General features: G+C 60.3%; 21 protein-coding genes (1 of these 21 only partly in view). 2 read left to right on the forward strand and 19 right to left on the reverse strand.

What is annotated here, in order from left to right; translation table 11 throughout:
* Positions 1–50: 50 nt before the first annotated feature.
* The 19 genes from BFQ04_RS27135 to BFQ04_RS27225 form a co-directional block, all read right to left on the reverse strand.
* Positions 51–662, reverse strand: a complete 612-nt coding sequence (locus tag BFQ04_RS27135) for an ABC-type transport auxiliary lipoprotein family protein (RefSeq protein WP_065953411.1) — start codon at positions 660–662, stop codon at positions 51–53.
* Positions 659–1,597, reverse strand: a complete 939-nt coding sequence (locus BFQ04_RS27140; protein WP_065953412.1) for an MlaD family protein — start codon at positions 1,595–1,597, stop codon at positions 659–661. Before BFQ04_RS27140 ends, BFQ04_RS27135 begins: the two co-directional genes overlap by 4 nt.
* Before the next feature lies 1 nt (position 1,598).
* On the reverse strand, positions 1,599–2,402 hold the full coding sequence (locus BFQ04_RS27145; protein WP_065953413.1) for an ABC transporter ATP-binding protein: 804 nt from the start codon (positions 2,400–2,402) through the stop codon (positions 1,599–1,601).
* A complete protein-coding gene (locus tag BFQ04_RS27150; RefSeq protein WP_065953414.1) occupies positions 2,399–3,547 on the reverse strand; it encodes an ABC transporter permease in 1,149 nt (382 codons plus the stop codon). Before BFQ04_RS27150 ends, BFQ04_RS27145 begins: the two co-directional genes overlap by 4 nt.
* 54 nt (positions 3,548–3,601) lie before the next feature.
* Positions 3,602–4,633 carry a DUF5924 family protein gene (locus tag BFQ04_RS27155; RefSeq protein ID WP_065953415.1) on the reverse strand — a complete coding sequence of 344 codons (1,032 nt, stop codon included), beginning with the start codon at positions 4,631–4,633 and terminating at the stop codon, positions 3,602–3,604.
* Between the two features lie 70 nt (positions 4,634–4,703).
* A complete protein-coding gene (locus BFQ04_RS27160) occupies positions 4,704–6,086 on the reverse strand; it encodes a M16 family metallopeptidase (RefSeq protein WP_065953416.1) in 1,383 nt (460 codons plus the stop codon).
* Between the two features lie 58 nt (positions 6,087–6,144).
* Positions 6,145–7,803 (reverse strand): Na/Pi cotransporter family protein, encoded by a 1,659-nt coding sequence (locus tag BFQ04_RS27165; protein ID WP_065953417.1) that lies wholly within the window; start codon positions 7,801–7,803, stop codon positions 6,145–6,147.
* Between the two features lie 212 nt (positions 7,804–8,015).
* Entirely contained in the window at positions 8,016–8,783 is a 768-nt protein-coding gene (locus tag BFQ04_RS27170; RefSeq protein WP_065953418.1) for a TerC family protein, read from the reverse strand.
* A gap of 68 nt (positions 8,784–8,851) precedes the next feature.
* Positions 8,852–10,159 (reverse strand): CitMHS family transporter, encoded by a 1,308-nt coding sequence (locus tag BFQ04_RS27175; protein ID WP_017530601.1) that lies wholly within the window; start codon positions 10,157–10,159, stop codon positions 8,852–8,854.
* A 307-nt stretch (positions 10,160–10,466) separates the two neighbouring features.
* Positions 10,467–12,428 carry a DUF7844 domain-containing protein gene (locus BFQ04_RS27180; protein ID WP_065953419.1) on the reverse strand — a complete coding sequence of 654 codons (1,962 nt, stop codon included), beginning with the start codon at positions 12,426–12,428 and terminating at the stop codon, positions 10,467–10,469.
* On the reverse strand, positions 12,425–12,745 hold the full coding sequence (locus BFQ04_RS27185) for a DUF2388 domain-containing protein (RefSeq protein WP_065953420.1): 321 nt from the start codon (positions 12,743–12,745) through the stop codon (positions 12,425–12,427). Before BFQ04_RS27185 ends, BFQ04_RS27180 begins: the two co-directional genes overlap by 4 nt.
* A gap of 38 nt (positions 12,746–12,783) precedes the next feature.
* Positions 12,784–13,092: a DUF2388 domain-containing protein gene (locus BFQ04_RS27190; RefSeq protein ID WP_065953421.1), complete on the reverse strand. Its 309-nt coding sequence runs from the start codon at positions 13,090–13,092 to the stop codon at positions 12,784–12,786.
* 92 nt (positions 13,093–13,184) lie between these two features.
* Positions 13,185–13,505: a DUF2388 domain-containing protein gene (locus tag BFQ04_RS27195; RefSeq protein ID WP_065953422.1), complete on the reverse strand. Its 321-nt coding sequence runs from the start codon at positions 13,503–13,505 to the stop codon at positions 13,185–13,187.
* A 333-nt stretch (positions 13,506–13,838) separates the two neighbouring features.
* Positions 13,839–14,054, reverse strand: a complete 216-nt coding sequence (locus BFQ04_RS27200; protein ID WP_003187413.1) for a DUF1127 domain-containing protein — start codon at positions 14,052–14,054, stop codon at positions 13,839–13,841.
* Positions 14,055–14,372: 318 nt separating this feature from the next.
* Positions 14,373–15,866: an acetyl-CoA hydrolase/transferase family protein gene (locus BFQ04_RS27205; RefSeq protein WP_065953423.1), complete on the reverse strand. Its 1,494-nt coding sequence runs from the start codon at positions 15,864–15,866 to the stop codon at positions 14,373–14,375.
* Between the two features lie 178 nt (positions 15,867–16,044).
* A complete protein-coding gene (locus BFQ04_RS27210) occupies positions 16,045–17,481 on the reverse strand; it encodes an NAD(P)(+) transhydrogenase (Re/Si-specific) subunit beta (RefSeq protein WP_065953424.1) in 1,437 nt (478 codons plus the stop codon).
* Positions 17,481–17,801 carry an NAD(P) transhydrogenase subunit alpha gene (locus tag BFQ04_RS27215; RefSeq protein WP_003187417.1) on the reverse strand — a complete coding sequence of 107 codons (321 nt, stop codon included), beginning with the start codon at positions 17,799–17,801 and terminating at the stop codon, positions 17,481–17,483. Before BFQ04_RS27215 ends, BFQ04_RS27210 begins: the two co-directional genes overlap by 1 nt.
* 15 nt (positions 17,802–17,816) lie before the next feature.
* Positions 17,817–18,938: a Re/Si-specific NAD(P)(+) transhydrogenase subunit alpha gene (locus tag BFQ04_RS27220; protein ID WP_065953425.1), complete on the reverse strand. Its 1,122-nt coding sequence runs from the start codon at positions 18,936–18,938 to the stop codon at positions 17,817–17,819.
* Between the two features lie 451 nt (positions 18,939–19,389).
* A complete protein-coding gene (locus BFQ04_RS27225; RefSeq protein WP_065953435.1) occupies positions 19,390–20,289 on the reverse strand; it encodes a LysR family transcriptional regulator in 900 nt (299 codons plus the stop codon).
* A gap of 158 nt (positions 20,290–20,447) precedes the next feature.
* On the opposite strand from BFQ04_RS27225, the gene BFQ04_RS27230 reads away from it, so the two are divergent.
* Entirely contained in the window at positions 20,448–21,629 is a 1,182-nt protein-coding gene (locus BFQ04_RS27230) for an acyl-CoA dehydrogenase (RefSeq protein ID WP_065953426.1), read from the forward strand.
* A 13-nt stretch (positions 21,630–21,642) separates the two neighbouring features.
* Positions 21,643–22,110: the start of a CaiB/BaiF CoA transferase family protein gene (locus BFQ04_RS27235; RefSeq protein ID WP_065953427.1), read on the forward strand. It continues 753 nt past the right edge of the window; the window shows 468 of its 1,221 coding nt (coding positions 1–468); it begins with the start codon at positions 21,643–21,645; its stop codon lies beyond the right edge, outside the window.

Below are 22,110 nucleotides of genomic sequence, written 5' to 3' on the forward strand. Positions count from 1 at the left end.
TCTGTGAATGCATTCAAATTGTGGGAGGGGGCTTGCCCCCGATGAGGCCCTCAACCTTTAGGTGTAGTGTTGCCTTGCGCCACGACCCAATCCACTACCTGCTTATTCAGCTGATCGCCGGCTTGCCCAAAAGCCGCCACCACCGAAGGCACCTTGGTATCCCCCACCGGCTGCCTCACCTCAAACCGCCGACTGGCAATGATCCTTTGATCACTGCCGCGCACCAGCCGAGCATCCAGCCGAATCACCACCTCCACTGCCGTGCCGTGGTATTCGCTCTGAAACGCCTGCAACTGGCCACCCAGCTCATAGTCCGCCTGCAGGTTGGTCTCGTCGGTACTCAGCAGCGTCACCCGGCCGTCACGCTGGAAGCCATCCAGCAGACGGTTGCGCAACAGCACCGGCGCCGGATCGCTCCAGCGCGCGTTGGCATAGCTGCTGATCAAATCGCCATTGGGCACCACCGCGATGCGTGGGCTGTCGAGAAATTCGCTGGTCTGTGGCTTGGTCACACGCAATGACCAGCTCACCGGCGCGCCTTGACTGACGGGCTGGGTGGAGGCCAGGCGGTACACGTCGGACGGGTCCGGCTTGGGCAGGATCGAGCACGCGCTCATCAATGCAAAAGCCAAGGGGGCGATCATTCGGTAAGCACGCTTCATGGCGTGAACTCCTTGTTCTTGTCACTGCCCAGCAGGTAACCGCTGGGGTTGGCTTCCAGACGGCGGGAGATGGCGCGCAGGGATCCGAGGGTTTCGCGCAGTTCGCGCACGGCCGGCGCCAGTTCATTGAGGCCCTGCAGGCCGCTGTTCACCGAGTCCTTGTTGTTGGCCAGCAACGTATTGAGGGTGGCAGTGCTTTGTTCAAGGGATTTCATCGCCTGCTCCGCACTGCCAAAGGCTTGCTTGCCTTGGTCGTTGAGCAAGCCGTTGGCGTTGCGCATCAATACGGTGGTCTGTTCCAGCGCGCCGCCGGCCTGCTTGCTCACTTGCATCAATTGCTGCATCACCACTTTGATGTCGCCGCGCTGTTCTGCGATGGCGCCGGTGGTTTGCTGCAGATTGTCCAGGGTGGTGCTCAAGCGTTCGACGTTTTCCCGCGAGAACAGCTGGTTGGCGTTATGCAGCAGCAGGTTGATGCTGGTCATCAGGTCGTTGCTGTTATTGAGCAGGCGTGCGATGGGCGACGGCGACGCGATGATTTCCGGCAGGTTGCCATCCTTGCCCTTGAGTTCCGGGCTTTGCGGGGTGCCGCCGCTGAGTTGGATGATCGAAGTGCCGGTGATACCGGTCAGTGCCAGTTTGGCCTGGGTGTCTTCCTTGATCGGCGTTTGCCCGGCCAGGCGGATGCGCGCCAGCACGCGGCGCGGGTCCTTGGGGTCCAGGCGCAGGCTGGTGACATCGCCCACCTTGATCCCGCTGTACTGCACCGAACTGCCCTGGGACAGGCCGCTGACCGCTTCGTTGAACACCACCTCATAGTCCCTAAAGGCGCTGTCGACGCTGGACTTGGCCAGCCACAGGCCGAACAGCATCGCGCCAACCACCACTATTACGCTGAACAGTCCGATCATCACATGATGGGCTCGGGTTTCCATGTCATACCTCGTTGAGCGATTGAGCGGCATCCAATGCCGCGCGGCCTCGGGGGCCGTGGAAATATTCGTGGATCCAGGCGTCGTCGGTTTCCGAGACGACATCGATGGCGTCCGCCACCAGGACTTTCTTCTGTGCCAGCACCGCCACGCGGTCGGTGATGGTGTACAGCGTGTCGAGGTCGTGGGTGACCAGGAACACACTCAAGCCCAGCGCATCGCGCAGGGTCAGGATCAGTTGGTCGAATTGCGCCGCGCCAATCGGGTCAAGGCCGGCGGTGGGTTCGTCGAGAAACAGGATGTCCGGGTCCAGGGCCAGCGCGCGCGCCAGGGCGGCGCGCTTGATCATGCCGCCGGACAGCGACGCCGGGTACTTGTCGGCCGCCGACAACGGCAGCCCGGCCAGGGCCAGTTTGACCGCCGCCAGATGCTCGGCGTCGGCGCGGCTGAGCCCGGCGTGCTCGATCAACGGCAAAGCGACGTTCTCGGTGACGGTCAGCGAGGAAAACAAGGCGCCCTTCTGGAACAGTACGCCGAAGCGTCGTTCCACCAGTGAGCGCTCATGCTCGGACAGACTCGGCAGGTTCTTGCCGAACACTCGCACTTGCCCCTCGCTGGGCCGCCGCAGGCCGACGATGCTGCGCAGCAACACCGACTTGCCGCTGCCGGAGCCGCCGACCACCGCCAGAATCTCGCCCTTGTACAAATCCAGGTCGAGGTGCTCGTGCACGCTCTGGCTGCCAAAGCGGTTGCACAGGCCGCGAACCTCAATCACCGCCTCAGTGGGCGCTCGATGCACGCGATTCACCAGCCCATCTCCATGAAAAACATTGCCGCGACCGCGTCCAGCACGATCACCACGAAAATCGACTGCACCACGCTGGAGGTGGTGTGCGCGCCGACCGACTCGGCACTGCCGCTGACCTTGAAGCCTTCCAGGCAACCGATCGCGGCGATCAGGAACGCGAAGATCGGCGCTTTCACCATGCCTACCAGAAAATGCTGCACGCCGATGTCCGATTGCAGCAGCGACAGAAACATCGCCGGCGAAATATCCAGGGCCACCGCACACACCACGCCGCCGCCGACAATCCCCGAGAGCATCGCCAGGAATGTCAGCATCGGCAGCGCCACCAGCAACGCCAGGACCCGCGGCAGCACCAGCAGCTCCATCGGGTCCAGGCCCAGGGTGCGGATCGCGTCGATTTCTTCGTTGGCCTTCATCGAGCCGATTTGTGCGGTAAAGGCGCTGGCCGTGCGGCCGGCGATCAGAATGGCGGTGAGCAACACGCCGAATTCGCGCAGGAATGAGAACGCCACCAGGTCCACGGTGAAGATCGTCGCGCCGAAGCTCTTGAGCACGGTGGCGCCGAGGAACGCCACGACAGCGCCGACCAGAAAGGTCAGCAGCGCGACGATAGGCGCGGCGTCGAGGCCGGTCTGTTCGATATGCGCGACCACCGGCGTCAGGCGCCAGCGCTTGGGCCGCAGGATGCCGCGCACGAAGGTTTCGAGGATCAGGCCGATGAAGCCCAACAGTTTCATCCCGTCTTGCCAGACGGTGTCCACGGCGCGGCCGATGCGCGCCAACAGTTGGATGCCGGCGCCCTCTTCCGGCTCTTTGAGCGGGACGCAAAAATCATTCAGCGAGCGGTAGACCGTCTTGAGCAATGCCCGGTCGGCGGCGGACAGGCTGCAATCGGTCTGCTCGGCGGAGCGTTCGATACGGTCGGGGCCGAGCAACTCCACCAGCAGCGACGCGCCGGCGGTATCCAGGGCGCCGAGGCCGTTAAGGTCGATGCGCGCGCCGGCGTCGTATTGGCCGTCGAGGGTGTTCGACAGCTTCTTCAGGTTTGCATAGTGGGCAAGCGTCCAGTCACCGGTAATGCGCAGCAACGGCGGTGTGCTGGACGTATCGAGTTGGGCCGCGCCGGCTGTGGTGGGAGTGGTCATAAGCTCCGAGCGTGTTTGGCTATCCATAATTGCTACGTAATAGCACGATCGGGCCTACTCCGGGTTGTCCGTTTGTGCTGAGTCGATGACGTTAAAGCGCAGCACGCCAATGACTTGCCCGTCTTCGGTGAGCACCCGCACCTGCCAGCGGCCTACCGCATCCGCCGGGAAGTTCTGCTTGTGCGTCCAGGCGCGGTAGCCTTCCTTGCGGCCGCCGTGGATATCCAGGGCAATGCGGTCGACTTCCTGGCCGTTGAATTTCCACACATGGTAGATCCGCTCATCGAGGCCGCGCGGCGCGTTGATTGCGGTATAGGCGTACAGCCCGCCGCTGCGCAGTTGGGCGGCGGTGACTTGCTTGAGGTCGTCGCCCGGTGTGCGGTCTTGCAGCTGGGTGCTGATGGCCACTTCGGTCATCCACAGGGTGGCAGGTGGCACCCAGCTACGCAGCAGCCAGCCGGCGCAGCCAATCGCGGCCGTTACTCCCAGCAGCATCACCCAGCCTTTGACGCTGCGCAGCGGCAGGCTGGCGGCCAGGCTCGGAATCGACAGTGCCATGGCGACGCCCAGTGCCAGCTTGTAACTCTCGGCGGTGGTCAAGTGCAGAATGATCGGCAACGCGGTCAGCAGCGCGGCGAATAATGTCAGCGTATGCAAGGCGAGGAACAGCGAGCGCTTGGGCGCCAGCCACCTGTAATACAGTGGGTCGATGATCGAGACCAACGCCGCCGCGCCGAGCAGGCCGGTGAACACCGATTGGCCGCTGTTCCAGGCCGTGGTGACGAAAAAGAACGGCAACACGAAAAACAGACTTTCCTGGTGGATCATCTGCGTGGCATAGCGCAGCAGCGGTTCCGGTATCTCGCGGTTGAACAGCCTGGTGAACAGTTGCGTGAAGCTGTTTTCCAGCATCAGCCACAACCAGCTCACCAGCAGGATCACGGCGATCCAGCTGGCCATGCCCTGCTGGCGGTCCACCAGGATGAAGCTGCCCACACCCGAGATGAAGCCGCCGAGTGCGATCACCCCCGGGTAGCGCTTGATCAGTTCTATGACGCGCTGGATAAGGGGCGGCAGGTTCGGCATGGGCGGTTCACAAAGTGTGTGGGAGAAATCTCAGACAGAATAACGTCTTGGTCCGCTGTTCGGTGCCTCATTACGCGATCCGTTTGCGATAAAACCGTAGGGCGACCCACGCAACAGCGATCAATCCGAGCACGCCCGCGCCTATCCAGCTCAGGGCGTTGTAGCTCAGCAGCGGTTTTTCGATGCGCCAGTAGCCAGGCTGCTCCAGTACCTGCCGCATGGCCTGATTGGTCTGGGCCAGGCTCACGGTCTTGATACGTTTGGCCGGGTCGCTGAAGCGCCCATCGGTATAGTCGCCGGCAGCGCTCCAGTAATAGTCGGCCAGCGCGCTGTTGCCCTGTACGGCCCAGGCTTGGCGTGCGATGGCCGCTTGCTGCAGGCGCGCGAACACCGCCGGTTCGAGGCCATCCTTGAGCAGCCCTGCCTTGAGGTCTTCCAGCACCTGTTCGGCTTCCTCGAGATTTTCCCGTTCGAGGTCGGCGTTCAGGCTCAGGAAGCCGACGCCGCCGAGCACTTCTCGCTCGCTCCACGGCCCGTAGGACAGGCCGTGCCTGAGGCGCAATTGGCGGTACAAGGCCCAGTCGAGGTAGTCCTTGAGCAGGTCGTAGGTTTCATCATGCTGGTCGTCCAGCAACGGTTCCGGGAACAGCCAATGCAGTTTGGCATTGTCGCCGACCCAGCCGTGGATCAGGTCACGATGGCTGGCGGCGGCCTGCTGGATTTGCGGCAATGGCCGATGTTCGCTCGGCTCTACCGGGTCGAGTTGGCCATAGGTGCGTTCCAGGTAGGCAGGCAGCAGTTTGTCCAGATCGCCGACGACGATCAGGGTCATGTTGTTCGGTGCATACCAGTTTTTGCGCAGCGCCTCCAACTGGTCGCGGGTCAGAGGGTTGACCTCGGCGCGTTCGGCGCACTTGAGGCCCAACTCGACGGCCAGCTGATTGCTGGCGTTGTGCCCGAGATCCTGGCGGTCCAGCAGGCGTTGCAAGTGGGAGTAATGGCCACCGTCCTCGCGCTCGACCACCTGCTTGGCGGCGTTGATATTGGCGTCGGTCAGTTGGGTGCGGGTGATGATTGCCAGCAGCAGGTCCAGGACCTTGCGCTGGTTCTGCGCGGGCGCCTCGATGACAAATGTGGTGTCGGCGTTGCTGGTGTAGGCGTTCCATTCGCCGCCCAGGGCTTGCATGCGGTCTTCGAGGTCGCCTTCGTTACCGCCGTCGATGCCGCTGAACAACAGGTGCTCGAACAAATGCGGCAGTTCTTTCTGGTCGCAGCTGAAATCGTCCAGGCCCACGCCGACGACCAGGCGGATGGCCACATGCCCGCGCTCGGTGCCCGGTTTGAGCAGCAGTTGCAGGCCATTAGGCAAGGTATAGCCTTCGACTTGCAGGCGGTCAAAGGCAAAGGTGTGTGCCGAGCCCATGAGCAGGCAGGCGAGTAACAGGCGACGCATAACAAGCTTCCTGGCGAGTGAGGTCCGTTGTTAACTGACTTCGCTCGCTGGCGTACGTTCAGGGCGAATGGGTGATGTCGGCAATATCTTCAGCAGAGAGTGCGCCAGTGTCGGAAGTTTCCAACACGACATAAGCGCTGCTGCAAAATAACGAGTTCAAGCGCTTCATGTCGGCGATCAGCTCCAGGTGCAGGGAGCTGGTTTCCAGGCTCTGCACGATTTTACGCTGCAAGCGGCTGACGTGGGCGTGGGCCAGGCGACGTTCCTGGGCACGAAAACGGCGTTTCTCACGCAGTAATTGGCGGGCGCTTTCCGGGTCGCCGCTGAGGAACACCGACAGGCCCAGGCGTAGATTGGCGATCAGCTGGCTGTGCAGGCCGCTGAGTTCTTCCAGGCCGACTTCGGAAAATTGCCGACGTTGCGAAGTCTTCTGCTGCTGGACTTTGCGCAGCATGCGCTCGATCAGGTCGCCTGCCAGCTTCAGGTTGATCGACAGCTCGATGATCTCTGCCCAGCGTCGATTGTCCTGCTCACCCAGGTCTTCACGGGGCATTTGTGCCAGGTAAAGTTTGATCGCGCTGTAAAGCGCCTCGACGTCATCGCTGAGGCTGCGCATTTGCTGGGTAATGGCGGTTTGGTTGCCGCGCAGCACTTCCTGCATCGAGGTGAGCATGTTGTCGATCAGGTCGCTGAGGCGCAGGGTTTCGCGGGCGGCGTTGGCCAGCGCCAGGCTCGGCGTGTTCAGCGCGGCCAGGTCCAGATGGCGCGGCTTGGCTTTGCCGTTGGTCTCGGGACGCTCCGGCAGCAGCCATTCGCACAGCCGCGCCATCGGGCCGATAGTGGGCAGCAGAATCAGGCAGCGGCTGACGTTGTAGAGCAGGTGGAAGGTGATGACCATGCCCTGGGTGCTGTAGTCCAGGCCGTCCATCCAGCGTACGAGCGGGTCGAGCACCGGAATGATCAACAGCAGACCGATCAATTTGTACAACAGACTGCCCAGGGCGACTTGCCGCCCGGCGGTGTTCTGCATGCTGGTGCTGAGAAAGGCCAGTATGCCACTGCCGATGTTGGCGCCGATCACCAGGCCGATGGCCACGTGCAAACCGATCACGCCGGCGCCGGCCAGGGTTGCCGTGAGCAGCACTGCGGCGAGGCTGGAGTAGGAAATCATCGCGAACAGCGCGCCGACCAGGGCGTCGAGCAAGATATCGCCGGTCAGCGAAGCGAAGATGACTTTGACGCCTTGGGCATGGGTAATCGGCCCGGCAGCTTCGACGATCAATTGCAGGGCCAGAATGATCAGCCCGAGGCCGATCCCGACCCGGCCCAACTGCCCGGCCCGCGTCTGTTTGCGCGACAGGAAAAAAATCACGCCGAGGAAGATCAGCAGCGGTGACAACCAGGACAGGTCGAAGGTCAGCACTCGCGCCATCAACGCGGTACCGACGTCGGCGCCGAGCATGGTGGCCAGGGCGGGCGTAAGGCTCATCAAGCCCTGGCCGACAAAGGACGTCACCAGCATCGCCGTGGCATTGCTGCTCTGCACCATGGCGGTCACCAGGATACCGGCGACAAACGCCAGCCAGCGTTTGGACATGTTCTGCCCGATGACCTGGCGCAAGTTGGAGCCGTAGACCCGCAGGATGCCGGTACGGACGATGTGCGTGCCCCAGATCAGCAGGGTCACGGCGGAAAGCAGATTGAGCAAGGTCAGCATGCTCGGCCCCCCGTATAGGTGCGCTCCAGCAGGAGCGAAGGAAAGTTGCCGCGTGCCGTTCTACGTCTTGTACTTAAGCTGTAGTTGGCGAATGGGCTCTGCGCCAGCATCGCATAGCTGATCGCGGGATTGAAACAAAACTGTCATGAAATCAGCTTTTTGCAGATGAAAAAAACGGGGCATCAACGCCCCGTTTTTTGTGTGGCTCGGGTTTATTGACCCGGAATATCCTTGCGCAGTTTCACCGGATCCTGCTGCTTCTTCTTTTTCGCGATGGCGGTGCGCATCTTGATGTTCACCGCTTCCACCGCCAGCGAGAACGCCATGGCGAAGTAGACGTAGCCTTTTGGTACATGGACACCGAAGGATTCGGCGATCAGCACGGTCCCCACCACCAGCAGGAACGACAGCGCCAGCATTTTCAGCGACGGGTGCTTGTCGATGAATTCGCTGATGGTGCCGGCGGCCAGCATCATCACCAATACGGCAACCACGATCGCGGCGACCATGACCGGCACATGGGAAACCATGCCGACGGCGGTGATGACCGAGTCCAGGGAGAATACGATGTCGATGATCGCAATCTGGATGATGGTGTAGATGAACTTGCCGCCGGCGCCTTTGGGCTCGTCGTGGGTTTCGTCTTCACCTTCCAGGGCGTGGTACATCTCCTGGGAGCTTTTCCACAGCAGGAACAAACCACCGAAGAACAGGATCAGGTCGCGACCGGAGATGCCCTGGCCGAAAACCACAAACAGGTCGGCGGTCAGTTGCATGACCCAGGTGATCGACAGCAGCAACAGGATGCGCGTGACCATCGCCAGGGCGAGGCCGAAGATCCGGGTGCGCGCCTGCATGTGCTTGGGCATGCGGCTGACCAGGATCGAAATCATGATGATGTTATCGATGCCCAGGACGATCTCGAGCGCCGTCAGGGTGAAGAAGGCAATCCAGATTTCCGGATTGGTCAGCCATTCCATGTGTATTCCTTTGAGCAAGTGTTAGACCGCGCGAACTGTAGCGCCGCGCGGTGAGTGAGTCGGTACGATTATAGAGTGCTGAACAGCGGAAAAATCCCCATCAGCAACGCGGCGAACATTATGCACAGGCATACCAGTACTGCCCACTTGAGGGTGAAGCGCTGGTGATCGCCAAACTCGATACCTGCCAGGGCGACCAGCAAGTAGGTGGAGGGTACCAGTGGGCTGAGCAGATGCACCGGTTGCCCGACGATCGACGCACGCGCCATCTCCACAGCGGTGATGCCGTAGTGGCTGGCGGCTTCGGCCAGCACTGGCAGCACGCCATAGTAGAACGCATCGTTGGACATGAAGAAGGTAAACGGCATGCTCACCAGCGCCGTGATGACCGCAAGGTACGGCCCCAAGGCTTCAGGGATAACCGCCAGCAGGCTCTTGGACATCGCATCGACCATGCCGGTGCCCGACAGGATGCCGGTGAAGATGCCGGCGGCGAAGATCAGCCCCACCACTGCCAAGACGCTGCCGGCGTGGGCGGCGACGCGGTCTTTCTGCTGTTGCAGGCACGGGTAGTTGACGATCATTGCGATACTGAACGCCACCATGAACAGCACCGGCAGTGGCAACAGACCGGCGATCAGGGTGCACATCAGCGCCAGGGTCAGCGCACCGTTGAACCAGATCAGCTTCGGACGGCGGGCATCCGGGAATTGCGACACGCTGATTTCGCTGTGGTCGATCTCGTCGCCTTGCAGATGCAGCTCACCCAGGCGCGCACGTTCGCGCTTGCCATACATGTAGGCGATCACCAGGATCGCGACCACGCCAGCGGCCATGGCCGGGATCATCGGTACGAAGATATCCGAGGGGTCCACATGCAGCGCACTGGCGGCGCGGGCGGTCGGGCCGCCCCAAGGGGTCATGTTCATCACGCCACCGGCAAGAATGATCAAGCCGGCCATGATGCGCGGGCTCATGCCGATGCGCTGGTACAGCGGCAACATGGCGGCCACGCAGATCATGTACGTGGTGGCGCCGTCACCGTCGAGGGACACCACCAGGGCCAGCACGGCGGTGCCGACCGAGACTTTCAGCGGGTCGCCCTTGACCATCTTGAGGATCTTGCGCACGGCCGGGTCGAACAGGCCGGAGTCGATCATCAAGGCAAAATAGAGGATGGCGAACATCAGCATCACGCCGGTCGGCGCAAGCTTGGTGATGCCTTCGAGCATCATCGGGCCGATCTTCGGCGCGAAGCCGCCGAACAGCGCGAACAGGATAGGCACGATGATCAAGGCGATCAGCGCAGACAGGCGCTTGGTCATGATCAGGAACATGAACGTGATGACCATGGCAAAGCCAAGGAAAGTCAGCATAGGAATACTCCAGGCGTAGCGCGGCTAGGGAATGGCGAACCGGGTGGGGTCAGCGCAGAACGAAAGGCACGAGGCGTACGGGGGGAGTTGGGATAAACAGACGGGTACGGGCGGACATCGGGAATCACCATTGTTGTTGTTAACAGTCGGTCTATTGCCGACAGTGGGGGCGATCCTAGACGGGTAAGCTTTCAGCCAGCTTTCGCTGGGAAAACAGGTGACACTCGGTCGTGAGGCTTATGCAGATAAAAAGTGTGGGAGGGGGCAAGCCCCCTCCCACACTGGGATCACTTGATTAGCTGAGTATCTACGGCAGTTCGAGGCCGCCGGCCGCTTTATGCAACGCTCGCAGATGCTCACCCATTTGCTTGAGATTGGCCTCGCAAGCGGCAATCTCGGCAGCGCGGGAAGGATCGAGCAGCGCCCTTACTTCTTTATCCAGTTCACCGGTCAGCGATTGCAGTTGCTTCTGGCGCTCGGCACTTTCCGATTCCAGCCGCTTGGCCTCCGAAGGCTGCGGCAGGCCGTAGCCGCCACTGTCGAGCAACTCGGCGGGGCGACTGAGGAAGCCGCTGTTGGCGAGGATTTGCTGCAATGTGTTGTTGGCTTTTTCCATGCCACCGTTTTTCAGCTCACGGGCATTGAGGTAGCGTTGTTTGACTTCGTCCTGGGCGAGCATCAATTGTTTGCGAAAGCTGGCCTGTTCCAGCAACAGCAACGCGGCGCTGGTTCGCAAGTCGGCCTGGCTGAACCATTGTCGGCGCTCCTGCGCATTCAGCGACAGCCAGTCTTCGACCTGGGTCTGCTTGATCGGCAGACGCTTGCGCAAGACATCGAACATCGCCTGGTAGCGCTCGCGGAACGAGTCAAAGTGATAGCCCAGGCGCAACGCTTCGCGCTTGTCATCCAGCACGCTGGTGTCGGCCAGCCCGCGTGCGTTGAGCACCTCCAGCAAGCCGTTGGGGGTGATGTTGTCCAGGCCGGTCAATTGTGGATTCGCGCTGCCACTGCGCAATAGCTTCAAGCTTTCCACTGCACAGTTGTTGGAAATGAAGAAGTAATTGCCGTCGTAGCTCCAGTGCATCTCGGCGGCATGTTCGACCGTGTCGTTGATTTCCTGACGATTGAGCTTGAGCGGCACTGACGCCAGGCCACGCAGTTCGGTCTTGGTGTATTCGTCGATGACTTGGGCCAGCGGCAGCACGAACAGTCGCGATGGGTATTTGCCCACCAGACCATCCCAGCTCGACAGCTGTACGTCACCGACGAAGGCGCGGTAGGACAACACCAGGTGCTGATCCAGGTCCAGGCGGCAATCCGGCCCGCGGGGACGACCGGGCGCACAGATCACCAGGCGCAGCATGCTATGGCCCCAGCGGCTCACCAGGTTCTGGTTGGCTTCGGCGAGGAGGTAGTCGATTTCGTACACGCGTTCCGGGTCAATCTGACCCAGCGGTGTCTTGGCGAAATCGTTGCCGGCGTTCAGAAAAGCGTAGGCATTGCCGCACTTATCCTGCCCGGGCGGCGCCCAGCCGAAGTGTTCCTTGTAATAGCGCGCCAGCGCGGGACGGCGACAGGCGTAGCTGGGGTCGAGAAGGAAGTACTCCATGTTGACCGCGACGAATTCCAGCGGGCTGGTGGTTTCGTAGATATCCGGGCTGCGAACCACTTGGTTGTTGTGCTGCTCGCGTTCGCCGCGACGACCGACGTATTGCGGCCAGCCGGCGAGGTCCAGCAGGCGAGGGTCGTCACTCAGGGTGAAGCGACGGTCGTTCTGCCCACGGCATTGATCGGGCAGGCCAATCAGGCCGGTGATGTTGTTCTGGCGGCTGCAGCGTTGAATCAGGGCGCGCTCGTCTTTGGACCACAGGCGCGCACGGTCATAGAGGTGGGTCAGTTCATGCAGCACAGTGGCGAGCATTTCCCGGCGCACGGTGCCGTGGGGGCGGTTGGTTTTCCGGGTGGCGGCGCTGCCGTCGGTCAGGCTGGCCAGCAGGTTTCGGTTCAGGTCCAGTTCGGACACCAGGGAGGCCTGGCCGTAGGCGTTTTCAGGCATCTTGTCGGTCCAGCCGACCTCGATGCGGCGGTCCAGTTGCTCGATGAAGCGCGGCGGCAGGGCGCCCATCGCTTCATTGAGCAATGCCTGGCTGGCCTGCTGTTCAGCCGGGCTCAGGCCATCGGTTTTGAGCTGCAGTTGCAGGCTGGCCTGGGCTGCACCGGCACACAGCAGCACAGCTCCGGCCAGGAGCCAGGCTTTGACTCGCCTCACAGAGCGAGGATAGCTTCGGCAAGCGTCTGGTCGCTGGCATCACGGGCTTGCGGTACGCGGGTGCGCAGGGTGTCGAAGGCCGCTTCGAGTTGTGCACCACGGATCTCGCCATGGGTGGCGACGAAACTGGCGGCATCATCGTGGGCTTGGCGCACGATCTTGGAATCGCGGATGGAGGTGGTGGTGTCGGAGGTGAAATCAATGGTGCGCGCCGAAGCACGAACCACGATGTTACTGGTGGCCTTCAGGGTTTGCGCCTGGGCGATATCAGCCAGAAACAGCAGGCCGAGGGCGGCGACGATCAACGGGCTACGCATGGGGTGACTCCAAGACAAAGATGGACATACAAAGATGATTATTGGACGAGAATTGCCTGCGCCAGTTCAAGGTCGCTTGCATGAAGTTTTGGCTGGGTGCGGCGCAGGTAATCCAGCACGGACTCCAGGCGTGCGCCCCGCCATTGGCCGTCAGTGGCAATGAAAGCAGCAGCATCATCCTTGGCAACCCGAACCAACTTGTTATCAAACGGCGCGGAAGTCACCTTGCTGGTGGCGTACGCGCTGACAACGGTGCTCTGAACGGAGACATCCAAGGCCGAAGCCAACGGTGCCCAGCAGGCACAGAACATTACGGGAACAATCAACAGGCGGTATGAAAAAACCATGGCACTCGACAACCGAAAACGAGCGCCAAGGCTAGCGCAATGACCGGGTGAGAGCCAGTGCACTGACTGGCTCTCCCTGCTTGCCCCTGGCGTTAGATCGCCAGGATGGCCTGGGCCAATTGAGCGTCAGTGGCGGTGGTCAATTGCGGCGCCTGTTGGCGGATCTGCGCCAGGGCGCTTTCCAGTTTCACGCCACGGATGGCGCCTTCGCTGGCAACAAAGCTGGCCGCGTCGTCACGGGCGGCTCGCACCACCTTGTTGTCGCGCAGGGAAGACGTGGCATCGGAAGTGGCGTCGGAGGTGGCTTTTAGTGCGCCAACGATCGAATCGGTGGTGACGATAAAGCTGCTCGCGTTGGCGTTGGCAGCAACGGCCAACAGGGCGGCGGTGCACAGCAGGCGAAGACGGGACATGGGGTAACTCCTGTAGATGAGCAAATAAGGTGGCACAGAACGGCCACAGTGAAACGGACGTTGGGCAATTGGGCATCTGACGCCCGTTCTACAAGGTTCGCCACGTGGTGACTGGATATTAGGTCACCGCTTGCTCATTCGGAAGCCTGTGGTTAACTGTTATGGTTATATTCTGAAATGTAAAAACTGTACCTGTCCGGAAGAAGGCTGCCGTTTTCAGTTTCATTTATCCAGATACAACAAAGCCCGCCTCCGGTTACCCGGGGCGGGCTTTGCTTTGACAAATCAGAGTGCTGGCGGTGGACCCGGCGGGTCAGGGCCAGCGAGCGCCAATCAGCGCCAGAACGGCTTGCTCAGCTCTTCGTAGCGTTGAGCTTCGCTGATACCGGCGTCAGCCAGCAGACGCGAATCCAGGCGAGCCAACTGGTGGCGGCTGGAGATGCGGCGCTGCCACAACATCAGGTTGGCGAGAACGCGCAGAGGCAGGGAGGCCTGGGTGTTAACAGCTTTTTCTTCGAAGAACAGTTCGGAACTGAGTGTACGTTCCATGATGACATCCTTCCGCTTGTGGCGGGATTAGGTAGTGGTTTAACTGATGCCAATGATCCTCTTCGCACGCAAGAGTCTCTAGATACAGTTCACCTGTATTGTGAGGGGCCAGTTAACTGTTTGTAGAGGCTGTACGGTACGAAATTGGGGCAACTGTACCTGTGCGCACTTAAACGGTGCGAAATGGGCTTTTGTGATGGGGATCGTGGGATATTTCCGTAGGAAATGACCGGTACAGCAGTACAGTTTTTGATAGAGCTGCCGATCAATGCACCGGGTCGATACAACTGTATAGGTATCGACCCGGTCGTGTATCGATCAAGCCTTGAGCATGTGCCCGGTTTCTTCCAGGTTAATGTGCCAGCTCAGTGCGTCGCGCAGGATATGCGGGGTATGCCCGCCGATAGCGCAGGCGGCAACGAAGTAACCGTTCAGCGCGTCGCGATACGCTGGGTGCACGCAGTTGTCGATGATCACTCGGGCCCGCTCGCGTGGCGCCAGGCCACGCAGGTCCGCCAGGCCCACTTCGGTCACCAGGATGTCGACGTCATGCTCGGTGTGGTCCACATGGCTGACCATCGGCACTACGCTGGAAATCGCGCCGCCTTTGGCAATCGACTTGGTGACGAAGATCGCCAGGTGCGCATTGCGCGCAAAGTCCCCGGAGCCGCCAATACCGTTCATCATCCGCGTGCCGCAGACATGGGTGGAATTCACGTTGCCGTAGATATCGAATTCCAGCGCTGTATTGATGCCGATGATGCCCAGGCGGCGCACCACTTCAGGATGGTTGGAGATTTCCTGCGGGCGCAGCACCAGCTTGTCCTTGTAGTGCGCAAGATTGCCGAACACATCGGCATTGCGTCGTTCCGACAGGGTAATCGAGCTGCCGGAGGCGAAGCTCAGCTTGCCCGCGTCGATCAGGTCGAACGTGGAGTCCTGCAGCACTTCCGAATACATGGTCAAGTCTTCGAACGGCGAGTCAATCAAGCCGCACATCACTGCGTTTGCGATGTTGCCGATACCGGCCTGCAGCGGGCCGAGCTTGTTGGTCATGCGCCCGGCCTCTACTTCCTGTTTCAGAAAGTTGATCAGGTGGTTGGCGATGCCCTGGGTGTCGCTGTCGGGTGGCGTCACGGTGGAGGCAGAGTCGGCCTGGTTGGTGATCACGATGGCGACGATTTTCTCGGGCGGGATGGGAATCGCCGGGCTGCCAATACGATCGTCGACCTTGACCAGCGGAATCGGCGTGCGGGTTGGCCGGTAGGAAGGGATATAAATGTCGTGCAGCCCCTCAAGGTTCGGGTTGTGCGCCAGATTGATCTCGACGATTACTTGTTTGGCAAAAATCGCGAAGCTGGCGGAGTTGCCCACCGAGGTGGTGGGCACGATGTGGCCTTGTTCGGTGATTGCAACGGCTTCGATCACGGCGATGTCCGGCAACTTGAGCTGGTTGTTGCGCAGTTGCTCGACGGTTTCCGATAAGTGCTGGTCGATAAACATCACTTCGCCGGCGTTGATTGCCTTGCGCAAGGTGCTATCAACCTGGAACGGCATACGACGTGACAGCACGCCGGCTTCGGTCAATTGCTTGTCCAGGTCGTTGCCCAGGCTGGCGCCGGTCATCAGGGTGATTTTCAGTGGTGACGTCTTGGCGCGCTCGGCCAGGGCGTGGGGAACGGCCTTGGCTTCACCGGCGCGGGTGAAGCCGCTCATGCCGACGGTCATGCCGTCCTCGATCAGTGCAGCGGCATCTGCCGCGCTCATGACCTTGTTCAACAACGAAGGCAAGCGGATACGATCACGGTACATGAATGGTTATCTCAGGCTGCGGAAGCAAGTTGGGCAGTGTAGTGATTTCAAAAAGTTTCGGCCCGCTACCATGGTCGAATGTCGAGTGGCGATTTAGAGCCTTTGGTCGGTTTCATCCGTTCATAAAAAACCCCAGCCTATCGGAGGCCAGGGTTTCGGGTATTGCGCTGGCGCAGTGTTATTCGACAGCTTTGACCATGTCTTCGATGACTTTCTTGGCATCACCGAAGACCATCATGGTCTTGTCCAGGTAGAACAACTCGTTGTCCAGGCCTGCGTAGCCGCTGGCCATCGAGCGCTTGTTGACGATGATGGTCTTGGCCTTGAACGCTTCAAGGATCGGCATGCCGGCAATCGGTGAGTTCGGATCGTTCTTGGCGGCCGGGTTGACCACGTCGTTGGCGCCCAGCACCAGTACCACGTCGGCCTGGCCGAACTCGGAGTTGATGTCTTCCATCTCGAACACCTGGTCGTACGGCACTTCGGCCTCGGCCAGCAGTACGTTCATATGCCCTGGCATGCGGCCTGCCACAGGGTGGATCGCATACTTTACCGTCACTCCGCGATGAGTCAGCTTTTCGGTCAGTTCCTTGAGCGCGTGCTGCGCGCGGGCCACGGCCAGACCGTAGCCCGGCACGATGATCACGGTGTCGGCGTTGGTCAGCAAGAAAGTGGCATCGTCGGCCGAGCCTGATTTCACCGGGCGTGCTTCCTTGGAGCCTGCCGCAGCGCCGGCGTCCGGCGCATTGCCGAAGCCGCCGAGCAGCACGTTAAAGAAAGAGCGGTTCATCGCCTTGCACATGATGTACGACAGAATCGCGCCGCTGGAGCCCACCAGGGAGCCGGCGATGATCAGCATCGAGTTGTTCAGCGAGAAGCCAATCCCCGCCGCTGCCCAGCCGGAGTAGCTGTTGAGCATCGACACAACGACTGGCATGTCGGCGCCGCCGATTGGAATGATGATCAGCACGCCCAGTACAAAGGCCAGGGCCAGCATCACTGCGAAGGCCGTGAGGTTGCCGCTGAACATGAAGGCCAGGCCCAGGCCAAGCGTCAGCAGTCCCAGCACCAGGTTGAGCTTGTGCTGGCCACCGAACTGCACCGGTGCGCCCTGGAACAGGCGGAATTTGTATTTGCCAGACAGCTTGCCGAAGGCGATCACCGAACCGGAGAAGGTGATTGCACCGATGGCGGCACCGAGGAACAGTTCCAGGCGGTTGCCCGCAGGAATAGCGTCGCCCAGGTGCTTGACGATACCCAGCGATTGCGGCTCGACGACAGCCGCGATGGCGATAAACACCGCGGCCAGGCCGATCATGCTGTGCATGAACGCCACCAGTTCCGGCATCTTGGTCATTTCGACGCGCTTGGCCATGACCGAACCGGCGGTGCCGCCGATCAGCAGGCCGACGATCACATAGCCGATACCGGCCGTCGCCAGCTCAGCGCCGAGCTTATAGATGAGGCCAACGGTGGTGAGTACCGCCAGCGCCATGCCGAGCATGCCGAACAGGTTGCCGCGCCGCGAAGTGGTCGGGTGCGAGAGGCCTTTGAGGGCTTGGATGAAACAGATCGACGCAATCAGGTAGAGCGTCGTGACGAGGTTCATGCTCATTACTTGGGCGCCTCTTCTTTTACTTTCGGGGCTTTTTTCTTGAACATCTCAAGCATTCGCCGGGTGACCAGGAAACCACCAAATACGTTGACCGCCGCCAGGGCCACGGCCAGGGTGCCCATGGTCTTGCCCAGCGGTGTGACTGTGAGGGCGGCGGCGAGCATGGCGCCGACGATCACGATGGCCGAAATGGCGTTGGTCACGGCCATCAAAGGCGTGTGCAGCGCGGGCGTCACGTTCCAGACCACGTGGTAACCGACATAAATCGCCAGCACAAAGATGATCAGGTTGTAGATACCGGGGGAGATAAGCTCTTCCATCGTCTGAATCCCTGCTTAGGCGTTTTTGCGGATGACTTGGCCGTCGCGGCACATCAGGCACGCGGCGACGATGTCGTCTTCGAGGTTGATTTCAAACTGCCCTTCCTTGGTGAAGACCAGCTTCAGGAAGTCCAGCAGGTTGCGCGCATACAAGGCCGACGCATCGGCTGCCACGGCGCCGGCCAGGTTGGTGGGGCCGCAAATGATTACGCCGTTTTCCACCACCACCTGGTCGGCGACGGTCAGCGGGCAGTTGCCGCCTTGCGCGGCGGCGAGGTCGATGACCACCGAGCCGGGCTTCATCTGCGCGACAGTGTCGGCGCTGAGCAAGGTCGGCGCCTTGCGGCCCGGGATCAGGGCGGTGGTGATGACGATGTCGGCCTGTTTGGCGCGCTCATGCACAGCCAGGGCCTGGCGCTGCATCCAGCTGCTTGGCATCGGGCGCGCGTATCCGCCAACGCCGACCGCGCATTCACGTTCCTCATCGGTTTCGTAAGGCACGTCAACGAACTTGGCGCCGAGGGATTCGATCTGTTCCTTCACCGCCGGGCGCACATCAGAGGCTTCGATCACCGCACCCAGGCGTTTCGCCGTGGCGATGGCCTGCAAACCTGCGACGCCCGCGCCAAGGATCAGCACGCGGGCCGCTTTAACTGTGCCTGCGGCGGTCATCAACATCGGCATGAAGCGCGGGTAGTGATGAGCCGCCAGCAACACCGCTTTATAGCCGGCGATGTTGGCTTGGGAGGACAGCACATCCAGGCTCTGGGCCCGCGAGGTACGTGGCGCAGCTTCGAGAGCGAAAGCCGTGATGCCGCGCTCTGCGAGCTTGGCAATGGTTTCGTTGCTGAACGGGTTGAGCATGCCCACCAATACGGTGCCGCTTTTGAGCAGCGCCAGTTCGCTGTCGCTGGGAGCAACCACCTTGAGGATCAGTTCGGCGCCAAACGCATCGTTGGCACTGCCAATGGTTGCGCCTGCTGTTTCATAGGCACTGTCGACGATGCTGGCTTTGATGCCTGCGCCGCTTTGTACAGTGACCTTATGGCCCTGGCCGATCAGCTTCTTGATGGTTTCCGGGGTGGCAGCCACCCGCGTTTCACCGGTCTGGGTTTCGAGAGGAACACCAATGTGCACGTCAAATCTCCTGCATGATCTTTTTGCTTTTGATCTTTTTGTAAAAAGGCCAGTGCGCCGTGAGTGGCGCAGCTGGGGCGGCCGATCAGCACGATCCCGCTGAAATGACAGCGGGGCGCGGCATTTTGCAGGCGAACTTTACGGCCTTCAAGGGATTATGACGGGTGACGAAAAATTAACTACAAGTCACCCTGTGACTGATTGTCGCAATGCGCCGAAATAACCTCTTTAAATACAGGTATTTAAGGGCTTGTATGAAGTAATGCTCGGTTTTTCCATCGTCAATGTGAATAGTCGGTTATTGAACCGTGATAGTCGCTGCAAGCCGTATCGTTCATGGCTTTGCGCCTCTTTTTTGTTCAGCAGGTACAGTCTGTTTAAATGCGACATCCACGTATATCTGTAGTGCTTTTATTTAACTGACTACAGGGTCAACTAATGTGGATTAGCCTTAAATATCGGGGTCGTAGCGCCGAGATTGCTCGATGAGCCAATCGCGGAATGCTTGCAAGGACGCGGATTCGACCTTTCGTTCCGGAATCATCAGGTAATACGCCTTGTCGCTGCGCAGGGTTTGATGGCTCGCGATCACCAGGTGTTGCTCTTTCAACTCTCGCTGGATCAGGAAGGGCGGGATCAATGCAATGCCCATGTCATGCATTGCCGCCTGGGACAGCATCGAGAATAGCTCGTAACGCGGGCCTGTCATGTCGCGGGGAACGCTCATCTGTTGGGCGTTGAACCACTGACGCCAGGCATAAGGGCGCGTTGTCTGCTGCAGCAGAGGCTGGTCGGCAATTTCCTGAGGGGTCAAGTGTGTGCGGTCGCCGAGCAAGCGTGGGCTGCACACGGGAGCAGGGTTTTCACCCATGAGCCTGTGGGATTCGGTGCCGGACCAGTCGGCATCGCCGAAATAGATCGCAGCGTCGAACTCGGTGTCGGCAAACAGAAAGGGGCGCGTGCGGTTGGTCAGGTTGACCGTTACTTCCGGGTGCCGCTGTTGAAAGTCTTTCAGGCGCGGGATCAGCCATTGGGTGCCGAAAGTCGGTACCACGGCGAGTTCGATGACATTCGCGCCCTGTTGACCCATGACTGACAGCGTGTCGCGTTCGACTGCATCCAGTTGCGTAGCCACCCTGCGGCTATAGGACAGCCCAGCCTCGGTCAGTTTTACCCCGCGCCGCGAGCGTCGAAACAGCTCGACACTCAAAAACTCTTCAAGGCTGGCGATCTGTCGGCAGATAGCGCCTTGAGTGATGGAAAGCTCCTGCGCCGCCTTGGTGAAGCTCTCATGGCGGGCCGCTGCTTCAAAGCTGACAAGTGCGGTGGTGCTGGGGATTTTCCTGCGCATATACATTGTTCTCACAGATAAGGCGCGTTTTTGGCCTCTCAAGGCATCACGAAGTGAGAAATTAGCACAAGCTCATGCAGAAACCTCGTTTGCCCTCTGCGTCGCCCCGGCCTAGTCTGCCTGCACGACGTTTTGATTCTTTTCGTGAGGACTTATTCATGGCTGGCAAGGCAAGCTTCAACTGGATCGATCCGCTGTTGCTGGATCAACAGCTCACCGAAGAAGAGCGCATGGTGCGTGACAGTGCCGAGCAATTTGCTCGGGACAAGTTGGCTCCCCGTGTGCTTGAAGCTTTCCGTCATGAAAAGACCGACCCCGCGATCTTCCGCGAGATGGGCGAAACCGGTTTGCTGGGCGCCATGATTCCCGAGCAATACGGTGGCAGTGGCTTGAACTACGTCAGCTATGGGTTGATTGCCCGTGAAGTCGAGCGTGTCGATTCCGGTTATCGCTCGATGATGAGTGTGCAGTCCTCATTGGTCATGGTGCCGATCAATGAATTCGGTACCGAAGCGCAAAAGCAAAAGTACCTGCCGAAATTGGCGTCCGGCGAATGGATCGGCTGCTTCGGCCTCACCGAGCCCGACCATGGTTCTGACCCGGGTGCGATGATTACCCGTGCGCGCAAAGTGGATGGCGGCTACAGCCTGACCGGCGCGAAGATGTGGATTACCAACAGCCCGATTGCCGACGTTTTTGTGGTGTGGGGCAAGGACGACGCCGGCGACATTCGCGGTTTTGTATTGGAGAAGGGCTGGAAAGGCCTGAGTGCTCCGGCGATTCACGGCAAGGTCGGCCTGCGTGCGTCCATTACCGGCGAAATTGTCATGGACAACGTGTTTGTTCCCGAAGAGAACATCTTTCCGGACGTGCGTGGCTTGAAAGGTCCTTTTACTTGCCTGAATTCGGCACGGTACGGCATCTCCTGGGGCGCGCTGGGGGCTGCGGAGTTCTGCTGGCATACCGCGCGCCAGTACACCCTTGATCGTCAGCAGTTTGGTCGCCCGTTGGCGGCCACGCAGTTGATCCAGAAGAAGCTGGCCGACATGCAGACCGAGATCACGTTGGCGCTGCAAGGTTGTCTGCGCCTGGGCCGAATGAAGGATGAAGGCACGGCGGCGGTCGAGATTACTTCGATCATGAAGCGCAACTCTTGCGGCAAGTCCCTGGATATCGCGCGCATGGCTCGGGACATGCTGGGTGGCAATGGCATCTCCGACGAGTTTGGGGTGGCGCGTCATCTGGTCAACCTGGAGGTGGTCAACACCTATGAAGGCACGCATGACGTGCATGCCTTGATCCTGGGGCGCGCACAAACCGGTCTTCAGGCCTTCTATTAATAGGAGCACGGACATGGGCGCGCTTTCGCATCTGCGGGTACTGGATTTATCGCGAGTACTGGCGGGCCCTTGGTCCGGGCAGATACTTGCGGACCTCGGGGCCGAGGTGATCAAGGTCGAAAGGCCGGGCAATGGTGATGACACGCGCGCCTGGGGGCCACCTTTTCTCAAGGATGCTTATGGTGAGAACACCAGTGAGGCGGCTTACTACCTGTCCGCCAACCGGAACAAGGAGTCGGTGACCATCGACTTCACCAAGCCAGAGGGGCAGAAGCTGGTGCGTGATCTGGCTGCCAAGTCGGACATTCTGATCGAAAACTTTAAAGTGGGTGGCTTGGCGGCTTATGGCTTGGATTACGAGTCGCTCAAGGAGATTAATCCGGAGCTGATCTATTGCTCGATCACCGGCTTTGGCCAGACCGGCCCTTATGCAACCCGTGCCGGCTATGACTTCATGATTCAAGGGCTGGGTGGGTTGATG

Origin of the sequence: Pseudomonas sp. 37 R 15 (genome assembly GCF_900004865.1) — a bacterium.
In the GTDB taxonomy this organism is placed as follows: domain Bacteria; phylum Pseudomonadota; class Gammaproteobacteria; order Pseudomonadales; family Pseudomonadaceae; genus Aquipseudomonas; species Aquipseudomonas fluorescens_AM.

Bases quoted from the DNA above. Each gene is read 5' to 3' on its own strand.
- BFQ04_RS27135 (WP_065953411.1), bottom strand. From the start codon at position 662: ATGAAGCGTGCTTACCGAATGATCGCCCCCTTGGCTTTTGCATTGATG.
- BFQ04_RS27140 (WP_065953412.1), bottom strand. From the start codon at position 1,597: ATGGAAACCCGAGCCCATCATGTGATGATCGGACTGTTCAGCGTAATA.
- BFQ04_RS27150 (WP_065953414.1), bottom strand. From the start codon at position 3,547: ATGACCACTCCCACCACAGCCGGCGCGGCCCAACTCGATACGTCCAGC.
- BFQ04_RS27155 (WP_065953415.1), bottom strand. From the start codon at position 4,633: ATGCCGAACCTGCCGCCCCTTATCCAGCGCGTCATAGAACTGATCAAG.
- BFQ04_RS27160 (WP_065953416.1), bottom strand. From the start codon at position 6,086: ATGCGTCGCCTGTTACTCGCCTGCCTGCTCATGGGCTCGGCACACACC.
- BFQ04_RS27165 (WP_065953417.1), bottom strand. From the start codon at position 7,803: ATGCTGACCTTGCTCAATCTGCTTTCCGCCGTGACCCTGCTGATCTGG.
- BFQ04_RS27170 (WP_065953418.1), bottom strand. From the start codon at position 8,783: ATGGAATGGCTGACCAATCCGGAAATCTGGATTGCCTTCTTCACCCTG.
- BFQ04_RS27175 (WP_017530601.1), bottom strand. From the start codon at position 10,159: ATGCTGACTTTCCTTGGCTTTGCCATGGTCATCACGTTCATGTTCCTG.
- BFQ04_RS27185 (WP_065953420.1), bottom strand. From the start codon at position 12,745: ATGCGTAGCCCGTTGATCGTCGCCGCCCTCGGCCTGCTGTTTCTGGCT.
- BFQ04_RS27190 (WP_065953421.1), bottom strand. From the start codon at position 13,092: ATGGTTTTTTCATACCGCCTGTTGATTGTTCCCGTAATGTTCTGTGCC.
- BFQ04_RS27195 (WP_065953422.1), bottom strand. From the start codon at position 13,505: ATGTCCCGTCTTCGCCTGCTGTGCACCGCCGCCCTGTTGGCCGTTGCT.
- BFQ04_RS27200 (WP_003187413.1), bottom strand. From the start codon at position 14,054: ATGGAACGTACACTCAGTTCCGAACTGTTCTTCGAAGAAAAAGCTGTT.
- BFQ04_RS27205 (WP_065953423.1), bottom strand. From the start codon at position 15,866: ATGTACCGTGATCGTATCCGCTTGCCTTCGTTGTTGAACAAGGTCATG.
- BFQ04_RS27210 (WP_065953424.1), bottom strand. From the start codon at position 17,481: ATGAGCATGAACCTCGTCACGACGCTCTACCTGATTGCGTCGATCTGT.
- BFQ04_RS27215 (WP_003187417.1), bottom strand. From the start codon at position 17,801: ATGGAAGAGCTTATCTCCCCCGGTATCTACAACCTGATCATCTTTGTG.
- BFQ04_RS27225 (WP_065953435.1), bottom strand. From the start codon at position 20,289: ATGCGCAGGAAAATCCCCAGCACCACCGCACTTGTCAGCTTTGAAGCA.
- BFQ04_RS27230 (WP_065953426.1), top strand. From the start codon at position 20,448: ATGGCTGGCAAGGCAAGCTTCAACTGGATCGATCCGCTGTTGCTGGAT.